The following is a 23215-nucleotide window of genomic DNA, read 5'->3' as shown; positions in this document are numbered from 1 at the left end:
CTTTATCCTTAAACCGGCGGCTCCTGTCTTCCCGTTAAAGGATTATAGGTTACCTTTACCGGAACGACCTGATCCGTAGGTAAAATTTCCACCCATTGATCGAAAACCTGGAAATTTTTATCCGGATTATTAGGATCAGGATCAGCTGGATCATAGCGAAAACTACCTTGCAGGGGGTAAAAACCATACTCATACACCTTGTCAATTGGGGTAGCGGATACCTTGTCATCATCATGAATTTCAGCGCCCTTAGGGTAATGATCGGTTTTATTGGATTCAGCATGCTTTTGCGAAACCTGAGTACATAGAAAACGAATGGCGTCATTGATAGTTACCTGGGCGTGACCAGCGACCTCATCCGCAGGATCGAGGGCTAAAAGTTTCGTTTTCATCTCATCCAGTTCCGACTGAGGAGCCATATAGGCGGCATCCAGCCCCTCCGACCCTTCAACATTTACATTTTTTAACCAATTAATTGCTGCCCTCTCCTTTCCAGGCCTAATTGGGATAACAGCCTTAACCCAGGGCGCATTCAAAAAAGCATTGCGCATATTGTCGCCATCAAGCTGCAAAAGCCAGCCCAATGAACTGCCCATAGGTGCTGGCTGGCTTTTATCGGTGATTAAATAATTATCCTCTCGTGGTACATTATCTGACCAGTTCACCGCATCGGCATTAATGCTCTGGAAATCCCCTACTCCTAAAAACTGGCTGGATTTTTTCCTTGGTTTCCACCATTCCGGGGCTACAAAATACAGCATTTTATTGGCATCAAAAATGGAGTTAATCAACTCTGACAATACATGCAAGGTACGCGGTTCGGTATCCACTTTATAATGCATATTGGTCATGAGCGAACGAATTAGTCGGCGATATACAATAATGCGTTCTTCCTCTCTTAATTCTTCATATTTTCGCTTTTGGATATTGCTGGCCATCTCAATACGTTCTTTGGCGGCATTCAAAAACGCCTGGCGGGTCGCCTCAGCATTTTGTTGTTCGATTTGGGTAATTGCTGCCTTCTTGGCATCGTTTCCTGCCTTAATTTCAGCGAGCTTTGCAGCAGCCACTGTATAATGCAAAGTACCGCCTACAACGAAATCAATGCGCTCATCCCACTCTAATCCACCCGGAGCGGTAATCACACCGATTTCGATTTGCGAAAAATCAGGCGTAAATTTTCCATGAAAGGCATAGATTTGATTTTCCGAATCTTCACCGCTATGGGAAATGTATTTAATGTTAATATAACCATCCGGGTAGTTTGCTTTTAATAACTCAAAACCATCTGGAGGGGGAGGCACCTGGAAAGTGGTTAAGGGCACGAAACCCAATCCCGGCACATTCCACTTCCGATTGTCGCCAAAATCCCAGACCGCCGGTACCGTAAAGTTAACCGAACTATCCGGTGGAGGCATGGTTTCAGAGATCACTGGTTTTGGAATTAAATCCGCAGGCTTGGCAATGTGAACCAGATTAGCTAGCCCCAAAGCTTCTCCTGGCTCATCCACGAAGGTTTCCCAGCACAGAAAACTGCCAATATCCTGCACCTGCACCCCCACCTGGCGCATTTTACGACGCAATTCATAATTAATTAAATCCGGAGTATTATTAGCTAATACATAGCGCTTACTGGATGTGTTGGATTCTTCAGTAATGGTCTTAAAGGTTGATTTAAAGTTTTCGCGGATTTCTGACGATAGTTTCTGTGTTTGTTCACGCATTTTTTTATGTGTATTTTCTCGTGCAGTCTGCTGTGTTCTGTCCATATTTAAACTGGCGGTTGCAGATGCATTTCCTGTGCCCCAGGACTGATTCACCGTGGTTGTAAACCCAAGCTTTAAGTCACTTTTGTTATCTTCTTTTACGGCAGTGCTGATTTCATCTTGTTCAGTCGTTGATTTTTCTGTTTTGGTAATGGATTCATAGCCGGTTTCATAATATTTTTCAGTGATGGTTTTTCGCGTACTGATTTCAATCAACTCAACGGTTGACCCCGGTGCAAGCCATACGTGGCCTGTTGGACTTCCGAGAAAGGTATCAAATTCAAAAAAATACTGCCTGAACAAGTGAACAATTCCCAGAGGAGAAAGACTCACGTTATCAACATCTTTTTTAGGATCGAATGTCAAATAAGGGTCCTTGTAATCATCAGTAAAATTTTTAACCAAATTCCAGAAGGCTGTCTTACTGTTATAATGAATGTCTGTGTAAAAGATCTGATTAAGCGGCTTAATGACCCGGTTGCTTGCCAGCTCGGTAATTACACGGGCAATTTTCGATTCATTTTGCATGCTATTGAGTAAATTAGTATATAAATCCTGTTTGAGTAAGTTAACCCGCTCGAACATTGATTCAGTATTCTCACCGCGAAGCGATCTGCTTTCGCTATATTGCTGACATTGCTGTCTGAATACGTCTTTATAAGCAGGATAAACTGTGTCATGCAGGATTTTTTTCAAATCATAATTAGTAATAAAATCCTGCCACTCATCTTCCGTTTTTGCCGGTTTTTTTTGAAGTATTTTTTTAATTTCCTGCAAAATTCCTGATGATTGTACACTCAGTTGGCCGGAAGTTGTAAAATCGCCTAAATCGATAACTATGTCACTGAGTTCACAACTTCTTAAGCTGTAATCTCTAATCATTGTCTGGTTGGAAAAATGCTTGATTAACTGCTGAACAAGAAACGAATTTTGCTTTTGAATATCCTGTTCAATTCGTTTTAACTGTCGTTTGGATTTCCATCCCAGCAACGGCTGATACACGCCAAACATTTCACTGGAATAAGGAAGAATATTTTTAAATTGATCATAATCCTTAATGGTTTTCATGCTATTTTTTCCTCCGTGAATAGCATTCTTAATAGTATATCAGTTTATTTAATTTTTGGTTAATTTGATTAATTTTTGCAATTATTTGTCGATGCTGTCGCATCAATGGTAATGCATATTCGAACCGGCTACTTAATCCTGGTGAAAGGATAACGAGTTAATTTTTGTTTATGCACTTAATTACTGACTTGGCTACGCCAGTTTGCTAAAATCGGGAGTTTTCTTTCTGTTGATTTTTGCTCATGTCTGTAACACACACTCCAATGATGCAGCAGTATTTACGCATTAAAGCTGATTATCCTGACATGCTGTTGTTCTACCGCATGGGTGACTTTTACGAATTATTTTTTGACGATGCCAAACGAGCGGCCCACTTACTTGATCTTACGCTGACCCATCGCGGCCAATCAGCGGATAAGCCAATCCCAATGGCCGGTGTTCCCTATCATGCCGTAGAAAATTATCTGGCACGTCTGGTGAAAAAAGGCGAATCAGTCGCCATTTGCGAGCAAACTGGCGATCCGGCGACAAGCAAAGGACCGGTCGAACGTCAGGTAACGCGGATCATTACACCCGGTACTCTAACCGATGAAGCACTGCTGGATGCCAAGTCAGACAATCTGCTTCTGGCTATTTATGAAAAGGCAAAGCGCTATGGGCTTGCCTGGGTAGACTTAAGCGGCGGGCGCTTTCATTTACTGGAGGCAGATGATGAAGAGCAGCTGTATGCTACGATTAGCCGCCTGCAGGCAGCTGAACACTTGTTACAGGAATCTGCTTCATTTTCATTGCCAGGCAATTGCTGTGTTAAACCACGGCCTCACTGGGAATTTGATTTAAATAAAGCCAAAGAACTCCTGAGTGAGCAGTTTGAAGTAGTAAGCCTTCATGCCTTTGGCGAAAAAAATTACCAATTAGCTTTGGTCGCAGCCGGTTGCCTGTTGAGTTATCTCAAAACTACTCAGCGTCAGGCACTGCCTCATTTAAAACAAATCACTCTGGAAAATAATGAAGAGTATTTACATGTGGATGCTGCGACCCAAAAACATCTGGAGCTTTTTGAAAATTATCAGGGAGGCCGGGAGAATAGTTTATTGGCCGTTTTGGATCACACAGTGAATCCAATGGGAAGCCGTCTTCTGAAAAGATGGCTGGGCCGACCGCTAAGAAATCTCTCTACAATTACCCAAAGACAGGACAGTATTGGTGAATTAAGCGAAAAACAGCAGATTACCTCGCTTCAGTCGCTACTTAAGCAAATTTGCGATGTGGAGCGTATTGTATCTCGAATTGCCCTGGGTTCTGCCAGACCTCGCGATTTAGTCCACTTGAGACAAAGCCTGAGTCTTTTACCTGAATTTGGCCACATTTTACACAATAATACCTCTGCCCTGCTTCAGCAGATTGCCCAAGGATTGACGCCGCAAGCAGAGCTGTTGAACCTGTTAATGCAGGCAATTATTGATAATCCCCCCATGCTGATTCGAGACGGCGGTGTGATTGCTCCTGGATTTGATGATGAGCTTGATGAATTAAGAGCTTTGAGTGAGAATGCAAATGGAAAGTTAAACGAGTTTGAGCTGGCGGAAAAACAGCGAACCGGCTTATCCACATTGAAATTTGGCTATAATCGCGTCCAGGGATATTATATTGAATTATCTCGAAATCAATCGGATAAAGCTCCGGATTACTATCAAAGAAAGCAAACTCTAAAAGGAGTGGAGCGCTATATCACCCCGGAGTTGAAAGCCTTTGAAGAAAAAGTTCTCTCCGCACAGGTTAAAGCTTTAGCAAGGGAAAAGTGGCTTTATGAGAATCTTCTGGCACTCCTGCTTGAGCATATTAAACCCTTAAGTCAACTTGCTGATGCAATTAGCCAGTTGGATGTTCTGGTTAATCTCGCGGATCGAGCCAGCCTCTACAACTGGACCTGCCCAAGGTTTGTCAATCAACAAGGCATTCATATCGTAGCAGGACGCCATCCAGTGATTGAACTCATCCGTCAGGAGCAGTTTATCGCTAATGATCTGACGCTTGAGCCGCAAAAAAATATGCTGCTGATTACCGGCCCGAACATGGGAGGTAAATCCACTTATATGCGGCAAACGGCCTTGATTGTGCTACTTGCCCATATAGGGAGCTATGTACCGGCAGCTCGAGTTCATTTAAGCCTGATTGATAAAATTTTTACTCGAATTGGCGCCAGTGACGACTTAGCCTCAGGACGCTCTACTTTCATGGTCGAAATGACAGAAACCGCCCATATTCTGAGACAGGCGACCGCGAGCAGCCTGGTTCTTATTGATGAAATTGGGCGCGGGACCAGTACTTACGACGGAATGGCGCTTGCTTATGCGGTGTGTGTTCATTTGGCCCAAACTATTAAGGCTTTTACCCTTTTCTCGACCCACTACTTCGAATTAACCAGCCTGCCTGATCACTATCCCTGTATTATTAATAAGCATTTGCAGGTAAAGCTAATTGACGGAAAAATTATGTTTCTGTATCACATTGAGGAGGGTTGTACTGATCGAAGTTATGGACTTGAGGTCGCTCAATTGGCAGGCCTACCTGCGGAAGTGTTAAAACTTGCTAAAATGCATTTGCATGAATTCCAGCAGGTAACAGCTCCATCGGCCTTTATAGAAACCAGTCAACCTTTGCCAATGCCTGAATATGTGCATTCCATTTTAAACAGGCTAGCGCGGATTGAACCGGATAATCTGACCGCGAAACAGGCTTTAGAGCTGATTTATCAATTAAAAGATGATTATGCTCTCTCTTCACAGGAAAAGATTCATCCATGATACAGCGCTGTTATGAATAAAAGGCTTTTTCTACTTTTCCTCTCGCTGCCGCTTTTAATGGCAGCAGAAAATAGCGGGCACTTTGTGATTTCAGGTGTTAAAGGCAAAGTGTTGGCCAATATTCAATCACGACTGCAGGAAATTTCGGAAAATAAGTCACTGCAATTTCAAACTGATGAGGAATTAACCACTCAAATTGCTCAGGCGGTTTCTCCTTACGGCTATTTCAGCCCTCAGATTTCGATTACGCGTAGAAAAAATAATTTGCAAATCAAAATAAGCCCTGGTCCACGCTTGTTAATTTCCAGAGTCTCCATTAGTGTCATCGGTGAAGGAAATAACAATTACTTGATAAACCGCAGTCTGAAAAAACTGGGGCTTGAAACGGGCAAACCATTTATTAGTGAAAATTATGAAAAAGCCAAACAAGCTTTGATGAACGCCGCCGAGAATCAGGGTTATCTGCATGCTTCCTTTGATAAAGCAGAAGTGCTTGTAGATAATGAGCAGAATAGCGCGGATATACAATTGATTTTTAATACCGGACCGCAATACTATTTTGGCCAGGTCCAATTCAGTCCAAGCTATATTTCCCCGGAATTATTAAGACGTTATATTCCTTTCAGCGAAGGGCAATCCTATTCAACAGAGCAAATACTGGCTTTAAATAACGCGCTGTCCGGAAGCGGCTACTTTAGCAATGTGATTGTCAAACCCGTTTTAAATGAAAATGGGCAAATGATCCCTGTCAATGTTCATCTTCAGCCAGCTCCACGAGTCAATTATTCAGTGGGGCTTGGCTTTGGTACCGATACGGGTGTTCGCGGACGCCTGGGCTATCATGTCACTCCGGTCAATTCATCCGGCCACAAATTCAATGCGATTGCACTGGGCTCACTCAATGAGAATCGCTTGCAGGCACAGTACATTATTCCCGGTAAAAATCCGCTGACTGACGAATATGACATTTTTGGCAGTGTCGCCAATCTCAATTACAGTGCAGGCTATAGTAATTCCGGGCAGGTTTCTTTAGCCCAAAGGCATACACTTAGCCATTTCCAGAGAGTTTTATCCCTTAATGGTCTCTATGAGCGCTACAGCTATGATGACACCCCAAAATTTGAAAAACTAATCCTCTATCCCAAAGCCAGTCTGAGTTGGATGAATAAAAAAGATCAGCTGTTTTCGCCAACAGGCTATAATCTGACAGTCAATGTTCTGGGGGCAAGTCAACTCGCTTTGTCAGAAATTAATTTTGCTCAAACCTCTCTCGATGCCAAAGCCGCTGTAACCATTGAAAGAATGCGTACACGCTTTTATTTTCATACTATACAGGGCGTCACTTTGATTGATGATATCAATGAATTACCCTTGTCGCTCTCCATGCTGCTAGGAGGGGCGGATAATTTAAAAGCCTATACCTATAATTCCATCGGCCCCGGTAAAATCATGTCTTACGGCGGCCTGGAAATTCAGAAAGAAACATTTGAGCATTGGTATTTAACCGGATTTTTTGATACTGGCGATGTGTATAAACCCAGCCTTAAAAACTGGCAAAACGATCTGGGAATAGGTTTAATGTGGGTTTCCCCGGTTGGCCCCATTAAGATTGGAGTAGCCCAGGCTATTGACGGACATTTTAATCGCAAGGATAAAAAGCCTCGTTTGGTAATCAATATGGGGCCGGATTTATGATATTCAGATTAGTTTTCAGAAAACTGTTTTATAGCACTCTCTGGCTTTTGGTGATATTGAGCAGCCTCCTGCTTTTCTTGCTTACCACAACCCCTGGGTTATATCTTCTTGTAAAAACAACAAGCCATTTTGTTCCTGGAACCTTACAGTTTGAAGGTTTAAAAGGTGAAGCCGCAGGTCGTATTCATATTGACAAGCTCCACTATACAGACAAGAGCCAAGAGATTAACCTGACGGAGTTTCAATTACACTGGCGGCTTAAGGATTTACTGCATCGGCGTATCAATGTTCGCTCCTTGCAAATTGAACGGCTGGATTATAAGCAAGTACCCAGCACCCAACCAGTAAACTGTCAAACTCCGCCATCTGAACATGCGGACTACGCCCTGCCCTCGCTCCCTGTGGAGCTGCTCATCAATAAGCTCACAGTTCAAAACCTAAGGGTTACACTAAACAATGAAATACAGCAAGTTGATGGCTTGAAACTGCGTGTGCAGCTTAAAAAAGACCTGTGGCTACTCGATGAGCTGCAATTAGGTTATCAACAGCAGCAGCTTGGATTGCAAGCCTGGATGCAAACAAAGCCTCCCTATCAGGCAGCGGCTAATTTGAGTCTGAACTCTATTTCACCAGAAGGTGCCAAGGGTGAACTGCTGTTTGCTGGCGATCAAGCTCTGTATAGCTGGAGAGGAAAGCTGAATCAGCCAGGTGTATTGAGCGGACATGGAAGCATAGAGCATTTTTCAGAGGTCAATGCACAGTTTCAATGGGCTGATTTAAAATGGCCTCTTGAAAAGCCCGAACTGGAAATTGCTAAAGGACAATTGCAAATCACAGGCAAACTTTCCAATCTGCTCCTGCAAATGCAGGCGCAATTTACACAGCCGCTTAAGGGGCAATTGACGCTTAATGCCATTGCAAATCAGGACAAAATTAGCAGTACAACGGACTTTAACTCTCGCGAGGGCAAACTGCATTTGCAAACCCTCTATTCTCTGAATGGAAAACCAGGATTACAGGGATCTCTGAATGCCAGTTTTTCCGAGTATTTTTTACCTGATTCCCCTCTTAAAGAATTACAGACCCATCTGAAATTTGCTGGCGAGAATTTAGAGAACTTATTATTAAACGGTCAAATTAATGCCCTTTACTATCAACAGGCGTTAAAAGCAGTCATTAAATCGCAAGGACAAACCCAATCCGCACAAATTAATCTGGGGAATAATCAGATTCTAATAAAACATCTTCCCAATAAACCTTGGCAACTGAATGCGGCATTAAGCGAACCGGCGCTATTACATCCCTCGCTGGCCGGCTTAAAAACCCGGATCACTGCAATGGGTAACTTTGAAACAGAATATAAAGGCAAACTGCTAATCGAGATTGCCCAGGGCAGTTACCAAATTCCCGACAAGGAGTTGCTTGCCTTCAAAGGCGGGAAATTTGAAGCGAATCTGGTGAAAAGCGGGCTAAAAACAAGCGGTAACTTTAATATTGATTCGGACAAATCGATTCGCCTTGCTATCGATTTGCCAAAATTTAGTTTCCTCCAGGCGGATCTCAACCAGCAAGCGATCAAAGGTTCCGTTCGTCTGGTGATTAACTCTCTGGATTTCCTTGCCAATATGAGCCCTGAAATTTCCAAAACCAGCGGCCAACTGTTAGCTAATCTGGATATTAAAGGAAGCATTGGCAAACCGGACTTAAGCGGGCTTATGGATCTGAAAAATGGGAGCCTTGTTGCTAAACGAAATGGTTTAACGCTAAGTCCTGTTGATATCAAATTAAAGAGTCAGGATAACCACTGGTTAGTAACCGGTAACCTCTATGCCGGTGAAAAACCGCTAAAGATTGCTGGTAACGGCGATTTCTTTCCAGAGGTAAAAGGTCAGTTGTCTGTAGATGGCGAGAACCTGCTGGTGATGAACACAGCGGAATACGTCATTTATTTATCCCCACATTTAAAATTTATATTTACCCCCTCCTCACTGGCGTTAAACGGGCGGCTTGTCATTCCTAAAGCCTCACTGAAGCCGCAATCTTTTAATAATACGGTCACTTTAAGCAGCGATGTGGTTTTTAAAGATAAAAAACCCGCTGATAACCCATTGCATATTGATGCGAACGTCAATGTCGAAATGGGGGACGAAGTCGAGTTAGCGGTCAAGGGCTTGAATGGATTTTTACGGGGTTCAATCAATCTCAGGCAATTGCCGGATGGGCCTCTAAATGCCGGTGGAGAATTAACTATTACTAACGGTAAATATCAGGCTTATGGACAGGATTTAACTATTGAACAGGGGGAACTGTTATTCACCGGTGGATTAATTGATAACCCGGGCTTAAATATCAGAGCGGTGAGAAAATTCTCCAATACTACCGCGACTTTTGCAGGTTCTGATCAATTATTTGATTTTAATCCCAGCAATATACAAACCCTGGATTTTGGCAATAAGCTCACGGTGGGCATTGAAGTGAGCGGGCGGCTGCTGTCACCGCAAGTCAAATTATTTTCAAATCCCGCAACACTTTCGCAAGCGGATATTTTGTCGATGCTATTACTGGGCCGACCTGCCAATCAGGCTAATAAATCCGGGGGGCAATTACTTTTAACAGCCATCAGCTCTATGAATCTCGACTCAGGAAGCAATGGCTTGCAACTGGTGAATCAGTTAAAACAGAAACTGGGTGTCGATTTTAATTTAGCTAATAACAGTACCTATAATAAACAAACTAATCAGGTCAATGACACGACCTCGCTCGTGGTAGGTAAAGCGATTTCCAAACGTCTGTACCTTAGTTATAACGTAGGTCTTTCCCAGGCAGACAGCAATGTGCTGACCCTGAAGTATTTGCTGAACAAATTTTTTAGTATACAGGTCGATGCAAGCACTACAGGAAGCGGTATCGATCTTTTATACACTCATCAAAAGGAGTAAATGACTATGGCTTATAATCTGCCGTTGCGATTAAGACGTATGCGACAAACCTCTGCAAGCCGAGCACTTTTAAGGGAAACTCGACTGTCTATTGAACAATTTATCTATCCCTTATTTATCAGTGAGACACTGAATGCTGCGCGTGAAATTCCCAGCATGCCCGGTCAATATCAACTGCCGCTTAATGCGCTGGCTAAAGAAATTGAAGAAATATCCTCTCTGGGTATCCCGGCGGTATTACTATTTGGCTTGCCAGCCCATAAGGATGAGCGAGGCAGTTCATCATGGCAGCCGGAGGGTATTATTCAAAAAGCTATACAGATTATCCGCCAGACTAATCCCGAAATGCTCATTATTACGGACCTGTGTTTCTGCGAATACACTGATCATGGTCATTGCGGTGTCTTGAGAGATACCATTGTCGATAATGACCGAACGCTTGAGCTTCTCGCGCAACAGGCCGTTAGTCATGCGCAGGCGGGAGCTGACTGGATAGCACCGAGCGGTATGATGGACGGTATGGTGATGGCAATCAGAAACGCACTCGATGCCGCCGGGTTTCAGGATAAAGCGATATTGAGCTATGCGGTAAAATATTGCTCCAGCTTTTATGGCCCGTTTCGTGAAGCCGCGCAGGGCGCTCCGCAATTCGGCGATCGTAAATCCTATCAAATGGATCCGGCCAACAGCAAAGAGTCGCTGCGAGAAGCTGAACTTGATCTGGCAGAGGGTGCAGACATGCTGATGGTAAAACCCGCAATGAATTATCTGGATATCATCTATAAGTTAAAACAGGCAATTCCTGCCGTTCCTCTATGTGCCTATCAGGTAAGCGGTGAATATTCCATGCTGAAATTCGCAGCAAGTCAGGGATTAATCAATGAAGAGCAGGCCATGCTGGAAAGTCTGATTGCGATTAAAAGAGCGGGCGCCGATATGATCATTTCTTATTTTGCCAAAGATTTAGCGAAACTGATGAGATAAAACTGTTAAGCAATACAAACTGTGTCATTCCGGCAGAGGTATTGTTGCGTGGATAGAAGCAGGCAAACTCAGCTGTCGTCTTTGCGAACGAAGTGAAGCAATCCAGATCAAGCTTTGAGAGAAGTGATGCGTTGGACTGCTTCGCTGACGCTCGCAAAGAAGGTTTTTTGTGGATTCCTGTAACAAAAAAGCCACCCATTGGGTGGCTTTTTTAGAGTTCAACTCTATTATTTTGTAGGTACAGGAGCTACTTGGTCCATTGTCCAGGTCGCTTGCACCCCAACCAGATCCGCTCTTACTTTTGCAGTAGCGTTCACGTTGGTAGTAAAGCTTGAAGTGGTCTGATTCTTGTTAAGCGTTGGATCGCCAGCAGCAAACAAGTGAGTCCAGCCTGCATCAAACCCAATGTCAGAACGCCATTGATAGTGACCGCCCACTGAGAGCGCCCAGCGATCAGCATCAGGCAGACGAACAGTACGATTTGCATCAGTGGTTGGAGTTTGGTCGTATCCACCGCCCACACGCAGCATCCATTGGTCGGTGAACTTGTAGTTCGCACCAATAGCAGCACGCCATGCATTGTCATAGTATTCATTGGATATTGAATTCGCTTTTACCTGACCGATACCCTGGGAAAACGCAGCAACGTTTCTTAGTTCAATCGTTCTGATTGAATGCCATCCTGTATAAACAACCGAGCCTAATAATGCCAGCTTGTCATTGACATCATGGTATCCACTCAGGGTTACAATTTCAGGGAAGTCCAGGTTGTTACTTGACAGGTTATGGCTTGTAAACGTACAAGTGTTGCAAGCAAAGATAACACTGCGAGGGTTTGTCAAATTTAGTCCTGGAGTTGCGAGCGGGCCGCTTAAACGGCTGTAGCCATGAAATGTGTGATTCATTTTGGACTGATAGTTCAAGCCAATTCGCGAATGATTGTCATTAAACATATACATCGCACCAGCATGGAATCCAACACCGGTCGAATTTCCTTTATTATAGGAAGGAGAATCCAGTGCGAACGAATTTCGAGTAATTGCGAAGGCTACTGTAGGAACCCCCAGAACGCTGTTAAATTTAACTCGCGCATATTGCAGGTCGATACCGGCCCCCAAAGAGAAGTTATCCGTAATCATACCGCCAATTTCAGGAGAAATAGTGGTGGTAATCAATTCACTGAATGTTCCCTGATAACGCATTGGCTCATTTCGAGACCATTCGGTAGACAAACCAAATGGAGATACGATGCTCAAGCCGAAGGTAGCGCGGTCAGTAAGCGGCAGCGCATAATGGAAAGAAGGTACAAATGCATCATTCGCGCCCTGTACATCATTGAACGTCTGGATATTGAGATTTGAGGGGAATGGAAGGCCTGAAAACGATCTGAAAGTAGAAGTACCAGATAATTTACTGCTTGGGAAAACGCCAACACCACCCGTTACAATTTGTTGATTATGTAACAAAGCCAATCCGGCAGGGTTATACCAGCCTGTTGAGGCATCTGCAGCTTCGGCAGCAGCTCCCGCAGCATAGTTACCAATCACATATCCCGCACTCTCAGTATACAGAGAAAACGCCCCTGCATTAGCAGCACTTACAGCCATCATTGACACAACAGCAGCACTGACCATCGTTCTTATGGGTTTTTGCATGCTCTTCACTCCACGCTCCTTAACTATTAATGCGTCCCAAAAATTTAAACAACATTGTTAAACAATATTATCAATCGTTCAGCCAAAGCAAAGATAATAAATGAATTACAATAGTTTTCAATTAAATCAATTAAAATAATCATAAAAAAGCCATTGATAAGTAAATAAAAAACCAAAGTGAAACATATAAAATCACATTGGCTTTTTATTTCCGCAGCAACTTCTTCACACTTGTCTTCTCTCACAACTCCGTGGTAATGTGGTCTTTTTTTGTGCGAGTATATTATGCAGCAAATAGTAACCAAATTTGGAGGCACTAGCGTCTCCTCTTTACAAACCTGGGAAAATATTGGCTTTATCACTCAGAAGCACATAAAAAATGGCTTGCAGCCTGTCATTGTCTGCTCGGCAATGACCCAGATCTCCAATAAACTTGAGCAAGCTATTGAGGCTGCTTTAGTTGATCAGCACAAAAGTATTTATGATGATATTGAACAGAGCCATTACCAGTTGATAGAAGAACTGGGTTTATCCCCTTCGCTGATTCAGACAGAACTGGAACAGCTTGAAAAATGGCTGACAGGGATTGCTCTTTTGCGAGAGGCTCCCGCAAAAACACGCGCGCAGGTCCTGTCTCTCGGTGAAATTATGATGACCCGGCTTGGCCACGCCTTTCTTGAAGCCAGGGGTATTCATTGTCTCTGGTACGATGTTCGAAAAGCACTGGTCTCCACCCCGATTCCCGGAGGCGACTCTGTAAATTATCTCTCCGCCCGCTGTCACAGTGACCCGCAACCCGAACTTGCCAGCGAACTGCTAAATTCCGGCTATCAGGCAATTATTACCCAGGGCTTTTTTGCAGCCAATCCACAAGGCGATACTGTATTGCTTGGACGTGGAGGCTCTGACACCTCCGCGGCTCTACTGGCGGCCAAGTTACAGGCGAGTCTCTGTGAAATCTGGACTGATGTACCCGGAATTTATACTGCCAATCCGCATCAAATGCCCCATGCCAGGCTTTTAAAACAGCTCAACTATGACGAGGCCCAGGAAATTGCGTCGATGGGTGCAAAGGTACTGCACCCCAATTGTTTACCGCCAGTTCGTAATGCCGGTATTCCGATGGTCGTCAAATTCACGCGCATGCCTGAGCATTCCGGAACCATGATTTCCAAGGATAGCGATGAACTGGCGCCGCCAATTAAATCCATTCAGGTAAAACATAGCATTATCCTTATCTCCATCGACACCTTGAATATGTGGCAGCAGGTAGGCTTTCTCGCGGATGTTTTCACGGCCTTTAAGCACCACGGCTTTTCAGTTGATCTGCTTTCATCCTCTGAGTTTAACGTGACCCTCTCATTAGATAGCAGCGTCAAGCTAAGAGATCGTGAAGTATTAAACGCCCTGATAACTGACCTCAACCGTTTCGGCCGTGCCAAAATAATCGAACCCTGCAGTGCCGTTAGTCTGGTTGGCCATCATATTCGCACTGTATTGCCGCAATTAGGTCCGACACTTGAAGTATTTGAAGCCAAACAAATCTATCTGATGTCGCTCGCATCAAATGATCTTAATATGACTTTTGTAGTGGATGAATCGCATGCAGAAAAACTTTGCCAGAAACTTCATCATTTATTGATCGAAAATAATCCGCAAAGTTTCTATTATTCAAAGAGCTGGCATGAGGAATTCGGGAAGCCAGAAATTCAAAAAACCCCTTGGTGGGAAAGCAAGCGCGAGCAACTCCTGAATCTGGCCCAGCAATATTCGCCCTGCTATGCGTATGACCGCGAAACTCAGCAGCAAAAAGCCGATGAGCTAATCAATCTCGAATCTATTGATGAATTGTTTTATTCGGTTAAAGCCAATCCCCATCCTGAAATTCTCAAGACTTTATACGACAAAGGAATCGGATTTGAGTGCGTTTCTATCAATGAGCTTAAACATGTTCTAGCCCTTTTCCCGACCATTTCTCGCGAAAGGATATTATTCACTCCCAATTTTGCGCCACGAGTAGAATATGAGTTTGCACTGGATCTGGAGTGTCATCTAACCATTGATAATCTCTATCCCTTGCAAACCTGGCCAGAAATTTTTAGAAACCGGAAGCTTTTTTTAAGAGTAGATCCTGGCACTGGAGCAGGCCATCACAAGTTTGTAAGCACAGCGGGCAACGAGTCCAAATTCGGTATTCCGCAAAATGATTTAAGCCTGGCAGCAGAGCTGATTTCAGAACTTAAGATTCAGGTTGTCGGCTTGCATTCTCACTCCGGCAGCGGCATTCTGACCCCTGAGTTATGGCAGGATACAGCAAGAATGCTAGCCAATTTTACCAAACTGTTTCCCGAAATCAGCATCATTAATCTGGGAGGCGGCTTGGGAATTGCAGAAAAACCTGGTCAACGCGCCCTCGATCTGGCTGCATTCGACAGCTCGCTGATGGCGATTAAATCCCAGTTTCCACAATTGTCTTTCTGGCTGGAGCCAGGACGATATTTTGTTGCCAATAGCGGGGTAATTCTTGCCAAAGTAACGCAATGCAAGGACAAAGGCAGAGTGCGGTTTATTGGTATAGAAACCGGCATGAACTCACTGGTTCGCCCCTCGCTCTATGGCGCTTATCATGAAATAGTTAATCTAAGCCGGCTTCACGAGGAGAAAGTTGGATTTGCTCATATTGTAGGGCCAATATGTGAATCCGGAGATACTTTAGGCTACAACCGGCTGATGCCAGACACCCGTGAAAATGACATCATGCTGATTGCCAATACCGGTGCATATGGTCATTGCATGGGCTCCAATTACAATTTACGCCCGCCAGCCCAGGAAATTGTGGTTGACTAATATGCTTCAGGATGCATTCGAGCGTAGAGAGGCCACAGATCCTCGGCGCTCCTTTATTGTGCAGGCGCCTGCCGGTTCAGGCAAGACGGAATTACTTACTCAGCGTTTTTTGCGGCTGCTGAGCGAGGTCAGTGCGCCAGAACAAATCATTGCGCTAACCTTTACCCGTAAGGCAGCGAGTGAGATGAAGGAACGAATTTTGCTGGCTTTGGGAAAAGCGGAGCAAAATAAGACTCCCGCCAACGCCCACCAGCAACTTACCTTTAGTTATGCGCAGTCTGCACTGGAGCATAGCAAGCGAATGGGTTGGCAATTATTGCAGCAGCCCGGTCGATTAAAAGTAATGACAATTGACTCTTTATGCCAATATCTGGCGCAGTCAATCCCATTGCTTGAACAGGAAAGCAATTTTGCTTCAATCGCCGAGAATCAGGCTGATCTGTATCGACTCGCAGCCCGTCAATGCCTGCATACCTGCCTTGAGACTTCAGTATTACAGTCTCCAATTCAGGCCCTGCTTGAACACCTTGATAATCGCCAGGATAAACTACTGGACCTGTTTTCCAGTTTACTGGCAAGCCGGGAACAATGGTTAGGTCTTATCTACTCCGTGCGTGCGCAAACAAAGGATTCGTCTGAACAGGCTTTACGCTGGATAGAGAACCATGAGATCAAACGCTTTCAGGAAAGTGTTCCGGTTTCGCTGCGTGAAACTCTGCGCAAGCTATGCCAGCATGTGGCTTCAATCGAAAATGATCCTGGCTCTTTGCGCTATCCGCTGAAATCCTGGAATACGTTTGAGGAATTAAATAAGGAGTTGGGTCTTGGTCTGGCTTCACTGCTACTAACGAAAGCGGACAAACTGCGCAACGGTTTTGATCATCATGTCGGTTTAAAGGCGAATAGCTGTCCGAAAGCTGAGTACCAGGCTTTAAAAAATGACAGTAAAGAATTGCTGGCAGCCCTTGAATTACTCCCGGACTTTACCCACAGACTGATTAAAATTAAACAATTGCCTGAACCGGTTTATGATGAATATCAATGGCATATTCTTCAATCCCTACTGACGCTGCTACCTATGCTGGCAGCCCATTTGCAAATTGTATTTACTGAGAAAAATCAGGTAGATTTTGCAGCCGTTTCCCAGCAGGCACTGCATGCTTTAGGCGGCGAGGACAATCCCACCGACTTAAGCCTTTATCTTGATTACAGTATCCATCACCTGCTAATCGATGAATTCCAGGATACCTCCATTCAGCAATATCAGTTGCTGGAAAAACTAATTCAGGGGTGGTTGCCCTCTGAAAATAAAACCTTGTTTGTAGTGGGAGATCCCATGCAATCCATTTATCGGTTCCGACAAGCCGAAGTCGGATTGTTTTTAAAGGCGAAAGAGGAAGGTATTGGGCCGGTTCCTCTTCACTCACTGGAGTTATGCAGTAATTTTCGTTCGACAGCGCCAGTGATTGAATGGATTAACCAGGAGTTTAAAACCATTTTTCCCGCGCGAGATGATATCGAATCTGGAGCCATATCCTTTTATCCCTCAGTTAATGTGGTACAAACTCGAGAAGATAGTCATATTGTTGCTCGACAATTTTGCAGCAAAGAAGCAGAAGCGCAGGCAGTTGCAGCCCTTATTAAAACCCTGCAATTGCAATATCCTGACGACAGTGTGGCCATTCTTGTGCGCTCAAGATCCCAATTGCAGGCTATTACAGCCGCTTTACGCAGTGAAGGAATTGCGTTTCAGGGAGTCGATATTGAGCGATTAGCCAACCTGCCCCATCTTCAGGATATCTGGTCTTTAACCAAGGCGCTGTTAATGCCGGCTGACCGTACTTCCTGGATGGCATTTCTCAGAAGTCCTTCAGTGGGCCTATCTCTAACTGACTTATACCGCCTCGCCGATGCAGATAAAAAAGCGACGTTCCTGGAGTTAATAAGCACAGAATCCCTTGTTCAATCGCTAAGTGCGGACAGTCAGATTCGCGTGCAATTTGCCAGCGCCCTCTTCAGGCAGGCTTTTAAAGAGCGGAATCGACAATCACTGGCCAGTTGGGTAAAAATTACTGCCGAACGCTTCCATTTCAACTCTATTTTAGAAGCTGCGCAAGAGCAGGATATTGAGCAATTCTTAAGTCTTCTGGAAAAATACGATGACAATGGCTTATTAAATAGTTTGCCGCAATTTGAGCGCCAGTTTAACGAGCTCTATGCTCGGGAAGCGGCCTCTTCCAGTTTGCAAATTATGACAATTCATAAATCAAAGGGTCTGGAATTTGACACAGTGATCCTTCCCGGCCTGGGCAGCAAATCAGCACAATCAGATAAGCCGCTTTTCCGGTGGCTAAAAATGCCCCGTCAGGCACAAAACGCGCTCTTCCTCATGTCGCCAGTAAGAGCAGCGCATGAGCAAAACTGTCAGTTGTACGATTACATTGGTGAAATACATTCTGAAAAAGAAAGCTACGAACAACAGCGTCTACTCTATGTTGCTACTACCCGGGCTAAAAAGCGGCTTTATCTTTATGACCATCAGGAAAAAGCCCGTGAGGGGAGCTTTAGAAGCTTAATACGGGAAGAATTTATTGCTGAAAACGAAACTGTCCAGGAACCTGAGCAGGCTTTTCCTGCCCTTTATCGTTTGCCCATTGAATTTTATTCCGCAGCGAACGCCTATGAGTCCGCTAATCAGTTTGCTCTTCCCATTCAATGGCTTAATGATAATATCGCACGTCATTTGGGTAATGCCATTCATCTCTTATTGCAATGGATTGGCGAACATCACCGGCTTTCTCAATCGGAAATTCCCTGGCATTTGGCCTCTAACTATTTGAAAGCCCAGGGATGTTCTTCACAAGAGCAAGATAATGGCATGGCGACTATAAAAAACTATCTTTGCAATTTTTGCGCTGATCCGGTCGGGCAATGGATTTGTCAGCAGCATGAAGAGGAATTCTCCGAGTATGCTTTCCTGGTGGAAGAAAATAATCAGATGGTCACGCGAATCATCGACAGGATGTTTGTTGAAAACGGCATTCTCTGGATCATTGATTTTAAAACAGGCGATGAAACGAGTCAGGCCAAAGAGGAACATCGTCTGCAGGTAGAGAGCTATGCCCGCTATATCTCCCAAAGAGATCAGCGGCCCGTCCATTGCGGTGTGTATTATTTGGCCACTGGTCTCTGGATTCATTGGGCCTATGCCGAAACGTCACTTGTGGTGGACGCACCTCAAATAGTGTAAGCTACCCCGTTTCCTGTCAGCCTGTGACCACATTATGAATCAAGTCGATCAACTTCTTTACCAGCTTGCCTCAATGCAGGTGCCTTTTCTTAATAAAACCATTGAAGAGTTAGGACTGAAATACAGCATCGAAACCGGTCCGATACTAAAAATTCGGTTCACTGCCGGCTTTCCTGTCCTCAAAATAAAAGACGCTTTGCTCGATTTATTAAATGAAAAGACCCGCATAGCAAGCCCGGGAATGGCAGTTGAAATGGATTTGCAGGGTAAAATCCAGACTCATCGCACACAAATGAGCGGCAAGGGCTTACGCGGCGTTAAAAACATTATTGCGGTTGCCTCAGGCAAAGGAGGGGTCGGCAAATCAACGGTGACTATCAATTTAGCGACTGCTCTTGCTCAAGCAGGTGCGCGTGTTGGGATTCTGGATGCCGACATTTATGGTCCAAGCATTCCCTTGATGCTGGGAACTTCTTCTCCGGTTAAAGTCGAAAATGATCATTATTTACCCGTTGAAGTGCATGGCATTCAAGCAATGTCAATTGCCTATCTGACGGAGGATAGTGATCAGGCATTGGTTTGGAGGGGCCCGATGCTGGCAAAAGCTCTGCTGCAAATGCTTGATATAACTCTCTGGCAGGAACTGGATTATTTATTTATCGATTTGCCTCCAGGAACAGGCGATATTCAATTAAGTCTGGTGCAAAAAATTCCTCTGACTGGAGCCGTTATCGTCACTACACCGCAGCCGGTTGCGACTCTCGACGCTCAAAAAGCCATCATGATGTTTGAAAAAACGCACATCGATGTGCTGGGTATTATCGAAAACATGGCCTGGCACAACTGCAGTGCTTGCGGTCACCAGGATGCAATTTTTGGTACAGGCGGCGCTAACAATTTAAGCGAAAAATTTAATGTGCCTCTCCTGGGTCAATGGCCATTAGAAACTGCTATCCGTAATCATTGCGATGAGGGTCAGCCTGCCGCTCTTGCAAAGGATGCGGCATTAGCAGGGATTTTTCATAAAACCGCTTTGGAATTCGCTATTCGATTAGCGCAAAAGCCGCTGAATTATGCTGATCGTTTTCCGGATATTGTGGTGGAGTAAACTCAATATCTGCAAACAAAGCAGATGCTCAACTTTTTACATATTATGCTAAAATTTACCCAAGAATAAACTATTGGATAAATTTGAATGCCCAATTATGACAGAAAGTTTAATGGTAAGGGTTTTCCCTTTAAGTATACCCCTTCCAATCGCGCCTATATTCCTATGAATGTTACCAACGCGCCCAATGGTGCGTCCGTGTATCAAAATCGGGCAATGGCGGAAAACAGTGCCCATCACTATTATAAATTTATCGACAAGAACCTGCCTAAATTAGAAGATCGCTTTATTTTCCTGAAAGCAATTCTTTCCAGTGATACGTATAGGAGACATGATGAGGACTTTCCCATTCTATTTTTGGATACACTTCCGCCCCAGCCATTTCCAGGTTACGGGTTCAAAATTAGCTCAAATCAAAGGGTTACTTTGCCGGAAACGATGTCGATTAATCCTGTTTCCCTAGCCCGGGATTTTCTTCGCCAATTCCCGGAATTAAATCAAAAATACGGTGAAATTTTAAGAGCCAGCACATCGGATCCGACAATACAAAAATTTTTTTCAGACGACTATGTGAAAGACATGCTTCTCTCCAAGGAGGCTAGAGAATTAATTATTTTGTTCCAACGCGTGCCTCAGCCAAACGATTGGTTTTATGATCTGCGGTTAAAAGAGGTTGGTTCGAAAATTATCCATATGGTACAGAAACAGGATACCAACTCATTCTGGTTGATAGAAAAGTATTTAAAGGAAGAACCCGGTATAATGGATAAGATGTTTGAAGGTTATTCTACGGTTTCAATAGAAGGTGCCTTAAACACTCTATCCGCACTAGGTCCTCAGGGAAAGCCACTGTTCGATTTATTTTATGAAGATATATGGCGAGTATTATCATCGATCGATTTCACTGACTACCAGCGCCTGAAGGAAGACAAAGAGCTGATTCTATCCAAAATTAGTGCAGATGGTCTATCAGAGGCCCTCAGACGGGGACGCGTGAATGACAACACTCTGATATCACTTAAAGAATTGGGTATTGCTCCGGATGAAGCATTCGTAAGACAGTGGCTTCACGAGACAGAGTATTCAAAAAATTGGGTGGCAGTGGGATTGGCCCTGCAAGCGCACTTTCCTCAACTTTTGCAGAATATCAGCTCTCAGGGATTAACGGGGGAGAAAGTGATTTTTGTGGAGAAAGTTTTAACCTCTCATCCCTCTAAGGAAAGAAGTGCAGAATATATTTATGCAAACTTGCCGAGACAAGAACAGCTAACTCAGTCACTTGAATCCATTCGACAGGAACTGGAACAAACGGGAGTGGGTTATGATAGCTTTGCACTTTACCGGGAAAATATAGATAAATTCACTGGCGACGGTCTGTTGGATCCTGACGTAATAGAAGAGCTGCAAGCGCTGAAAAATACCTTGCCCCACTTGAATACTCTGGTCCTGGAAGTTGACAGCTTACTTCAGCAAAACGGCCCTGGAGATCGCCAGACCGCGCTAAACAATTTAAAAACAGAGCTGCTTAATGAAAAATCGCTGGATACATTCTCTTTTTCCCTGGCATCCAGGGCCACTCAAATAATTGAAGACATTAGAACAGTTGATAATTTAATTCAACGCCTTAATGACTTGAAAACCGGACTGAGTCCGCAAAACCAAAAGATTACTGAACAGGTTATTCAGGATATAACTGGCGAATACTATGCGCCTGCACAAGTCAGCGCCTATTGTCAACGGCTGGAAGAAGCGGAGCTGTTCACAAGGCTTCAGGAATTTTACCGTCTCTCTGACTTAATACTATCGGAAGAATTTAAACAAAACATAAAAAATACAGCGGAGTACGATGTACTGCAGAAATTGGCACTTGATCCATTTGAAAGTCTTGCCGCATTTGACACCGAAGAATTATTAAATAAGCTCCCAAAGTTAACGAAATTCATTGCCATTCATCAGTTAGCCGCCAACGAGTGCAATCAAGCGATTTTAGACTCGATTAAAGACAGTGCATTGGATTTACTAGATAAGGATTCTCCTGATACCCTTGCTGCAATGGAAAAGCTATTAACGCAGGCAGAGCAGATTACACGGGACTTTAAATTAACTGAACCTTCGCATTTGACCGAGAGGCAGAAAAAAATCCATGCAGAAATAGTTTCAGGCCTGGCGTCTGCCTTTTCAGATGCCGACAGCTGTCTGAATTTTATCACCCGAAATGACAACGGTCTTCAGCAGTTTCAGACAGAACTAACGGAGCGGATCACTAATATTCAATCTATTGATGCAGAGCTTGATAAACCTGATGTGAAAGCTCAATGGGAAAAGGGTTATCTTGAGTTGAGAAACAAACTGCTGACCTCGCCCCATTCTACAAGTGAAACGTTTAAGCAGGACTTTGACAATCTGAAAAATATGCGGGAATTAAAAAATGCAATGACCACCTTTTCAGGCCGCAACAATAGTTTACAACAAGAGGTTAATACTTTGTTTTCGACAAACCTCGTATCGGCTGATAAACCACGAGTCACGGATGCCTCTATAAAAATTCTTGATGACTTCCTGAATGCCGAGCTGCATACTTACACTCAAGCAAAGCATAGTGGTGTTTTCTTCAAGCAAAGTCAGCAGCGTGTAAACATCATTGAGAAATTACATGCTCAAATTAAAGACATCATTAATACTCCCAGCGATGAATCCTATGCCTATCGTATAGCAAAGGCATTGCGTCAAGCTGAGCGAGAAACCGTTCAGGATCATTACAAAAATACAATTAAATTTTTTGGTATAGCCCTTACCAAAAGCCGTCTGGCGGATACCTTACATAAGGCAATTGACCATATGGCTTCCAATGGGCAGATTAATAAAGAAGAACTGGAATCGCTAGAGCAGGAAGAAAATTCTGGAAAAATGAGCTCACCCTAAATGAAGCAGATAAAGTAATAGTCTGGGTACCTGCAACCGGCGTTGTCCATAGATAGAAGCAACTAACATTTCGTCTTTGCGAACGATGTGAAGCAATCCAGTTAGGCCCCGGACAAAGTGATGATCTGGATTGCTTCGCTGACGCTCGCAAAGACGGTTTTTGTGCACTTATTC

General features: G+C 44.1%; 10 protein-coding genes. 8 read left to right on the top strand and 2 right to left on the bottom strand.

Annotation, left to right across the window (positions count from 1 at the left end):
* Positions 1-8: 8 nt before the first annotated feature.
* Positions 9-2834, bottom strand: a complete 2826-nt coding sequence (locus DYH61_RS04735; protein WP_058506187.1) for a hypothetical protein — start codon at positions 2832-2834, stop codon at positions 9-11.
* 242 nt (positions 2835-3076) lie between these two features.
* Here DYH61_RS04735 and mutS point away from each other — a divergent pair, with 242 nt between their 5' ends.
* From mutS to hemB, 4 genes are read left to right on the top strand one after another with little or no spacing between them, the layout of a single operon-like run.
* Positions 3077-5641, top strand: a complete 2565-nt coding sequence (gene mutS / locus DYH61_RS04730; RefSeq protein WP_058506186.1) for a DNA mismatch repair protein MutS — start codon at positions 3077-3079, stop codon at positions 5639-5641.
* A 12-nt stretch (positions 5642-5653) separates the two neighbouring features.
* Entirely contained in the window at positions 5654-7336 is a 1683-nt protein-coding gene (locus DYH61_RS04725; protein ID WP_058506185.1) for an autotransporter assembly complex protein TamA, read from the top strand.
* The gene (locus DYH61_RS04720; protein ID WP_058506184.1) at positions 7333-10275 is read left to right on the top strand and encodes a translocation/assembly module TamB domain-containing protein; all 2943 of its coding nucleotides are present in this window, start codon (positions 7333-7335) and stop codon (positions 10273-10275) included. The genes DYH61_RS04725 and DYH61_RS04720 overlap by 4 nt, the downstream gene beginning before the upstream one ends.
* A 6-nt stretch (positions 10276-10281) precedes the next feature.
* The gene (hemB, locus tag DYH61_RS04715; RefSeq protein ID WP_407927338.1) at positions 10282-11259 is read left to right on the top strand and encodes a porphobilinogen synthase; all 978 of its coding nucleotides are present in this window, start codon (positions 10282-10284) and stop codon (positions 11257-11259) included.
* Between the two features lie 227 nt (positions 11260-11486).
* On the opposite strand, the gene DYH61_RS04710 is transcribed toward hemB, so the two are convergent.
* Positions 11487-12923: an OmpP1/FadL family transporter gene (locus DYH61_RS04710; protein WP_058506182.1), complete on the bottom strand. Its 1437-nt coding sequence runs from the start codon at positions 12921-12923 to the stop codon at positions 11487-11489.
* A 276-nt stretch (positions 12924-13199) separates the two neighbouring features.
* On the opposite strand from DYH61_RS04710, the gene DYH61_RS04700 reads away from it, so the two are divergent.
* From DYH61_RS04700 to DYH61_RS04685, 4 genes are all read left to right on the top strand, one after another.
* The gene (locus DYH61_RS04700; protein ID WP_058506180.1) at positions 13200-15761 is read left to right on the top strand and encodes a bifunctional aspartate kinase/diaminopimelate decarboxylase; all 2562 of its coding nucleotides are present in this window, start codon (positions 13200-13202) and stop codon (positions 15759-15761) included.
* Position 15762: 1 nt separating this feature from the next.
* On the top strand, positions 15763-19011 hold the full coding sequence (locus DYH61_RS04695; protein ID WP_058506179.1) for a UvrD-helicase domain-containing protein: 3249 nt from the start codon (positions 15763-15765) through the stop codon (positions 19009-19011).
* 34 nt (positions 19012-19045) lie between these two features.
* Positions 19046-20119 carry an iron-sulfur cluster carrier protein ApbC gene (gene apbC, locus DYH61_RS04690; RefSeq protein WP_058506178.1) on the top strand — a complete coding sequence of 358 codons (1074 nt, stop codon included), beginning with the start codon at positions 19046-19048 and terminating at the stop codon, positions 20117-20119.
* 87 nt (positions 20120-20206) lie between these two features.
* Entirely contained in the window at positions 20207-23041 is a 2835-nt protein-coding gene (locus tag DYH61_RS04685) for a hypothetical protein (protein WP_058506177.1), read from the top strand.
* The last annotated feature ends 174 nt before the right edge of the window (positions 23042-23215 follow it).

Source organism: Legionella quinlivanii, assembly GCF_900461555.1.
Taxonomy (GTDB): Bacteria; Pseudomonadota; Gammaproteobacteria; order Legionellales; family Legionellaceae; genus Legionella_C; species Legionella_C quinlivanii.
This window is presented reverse-complemented; position numbering and strand designations above follow the sequence as displayed.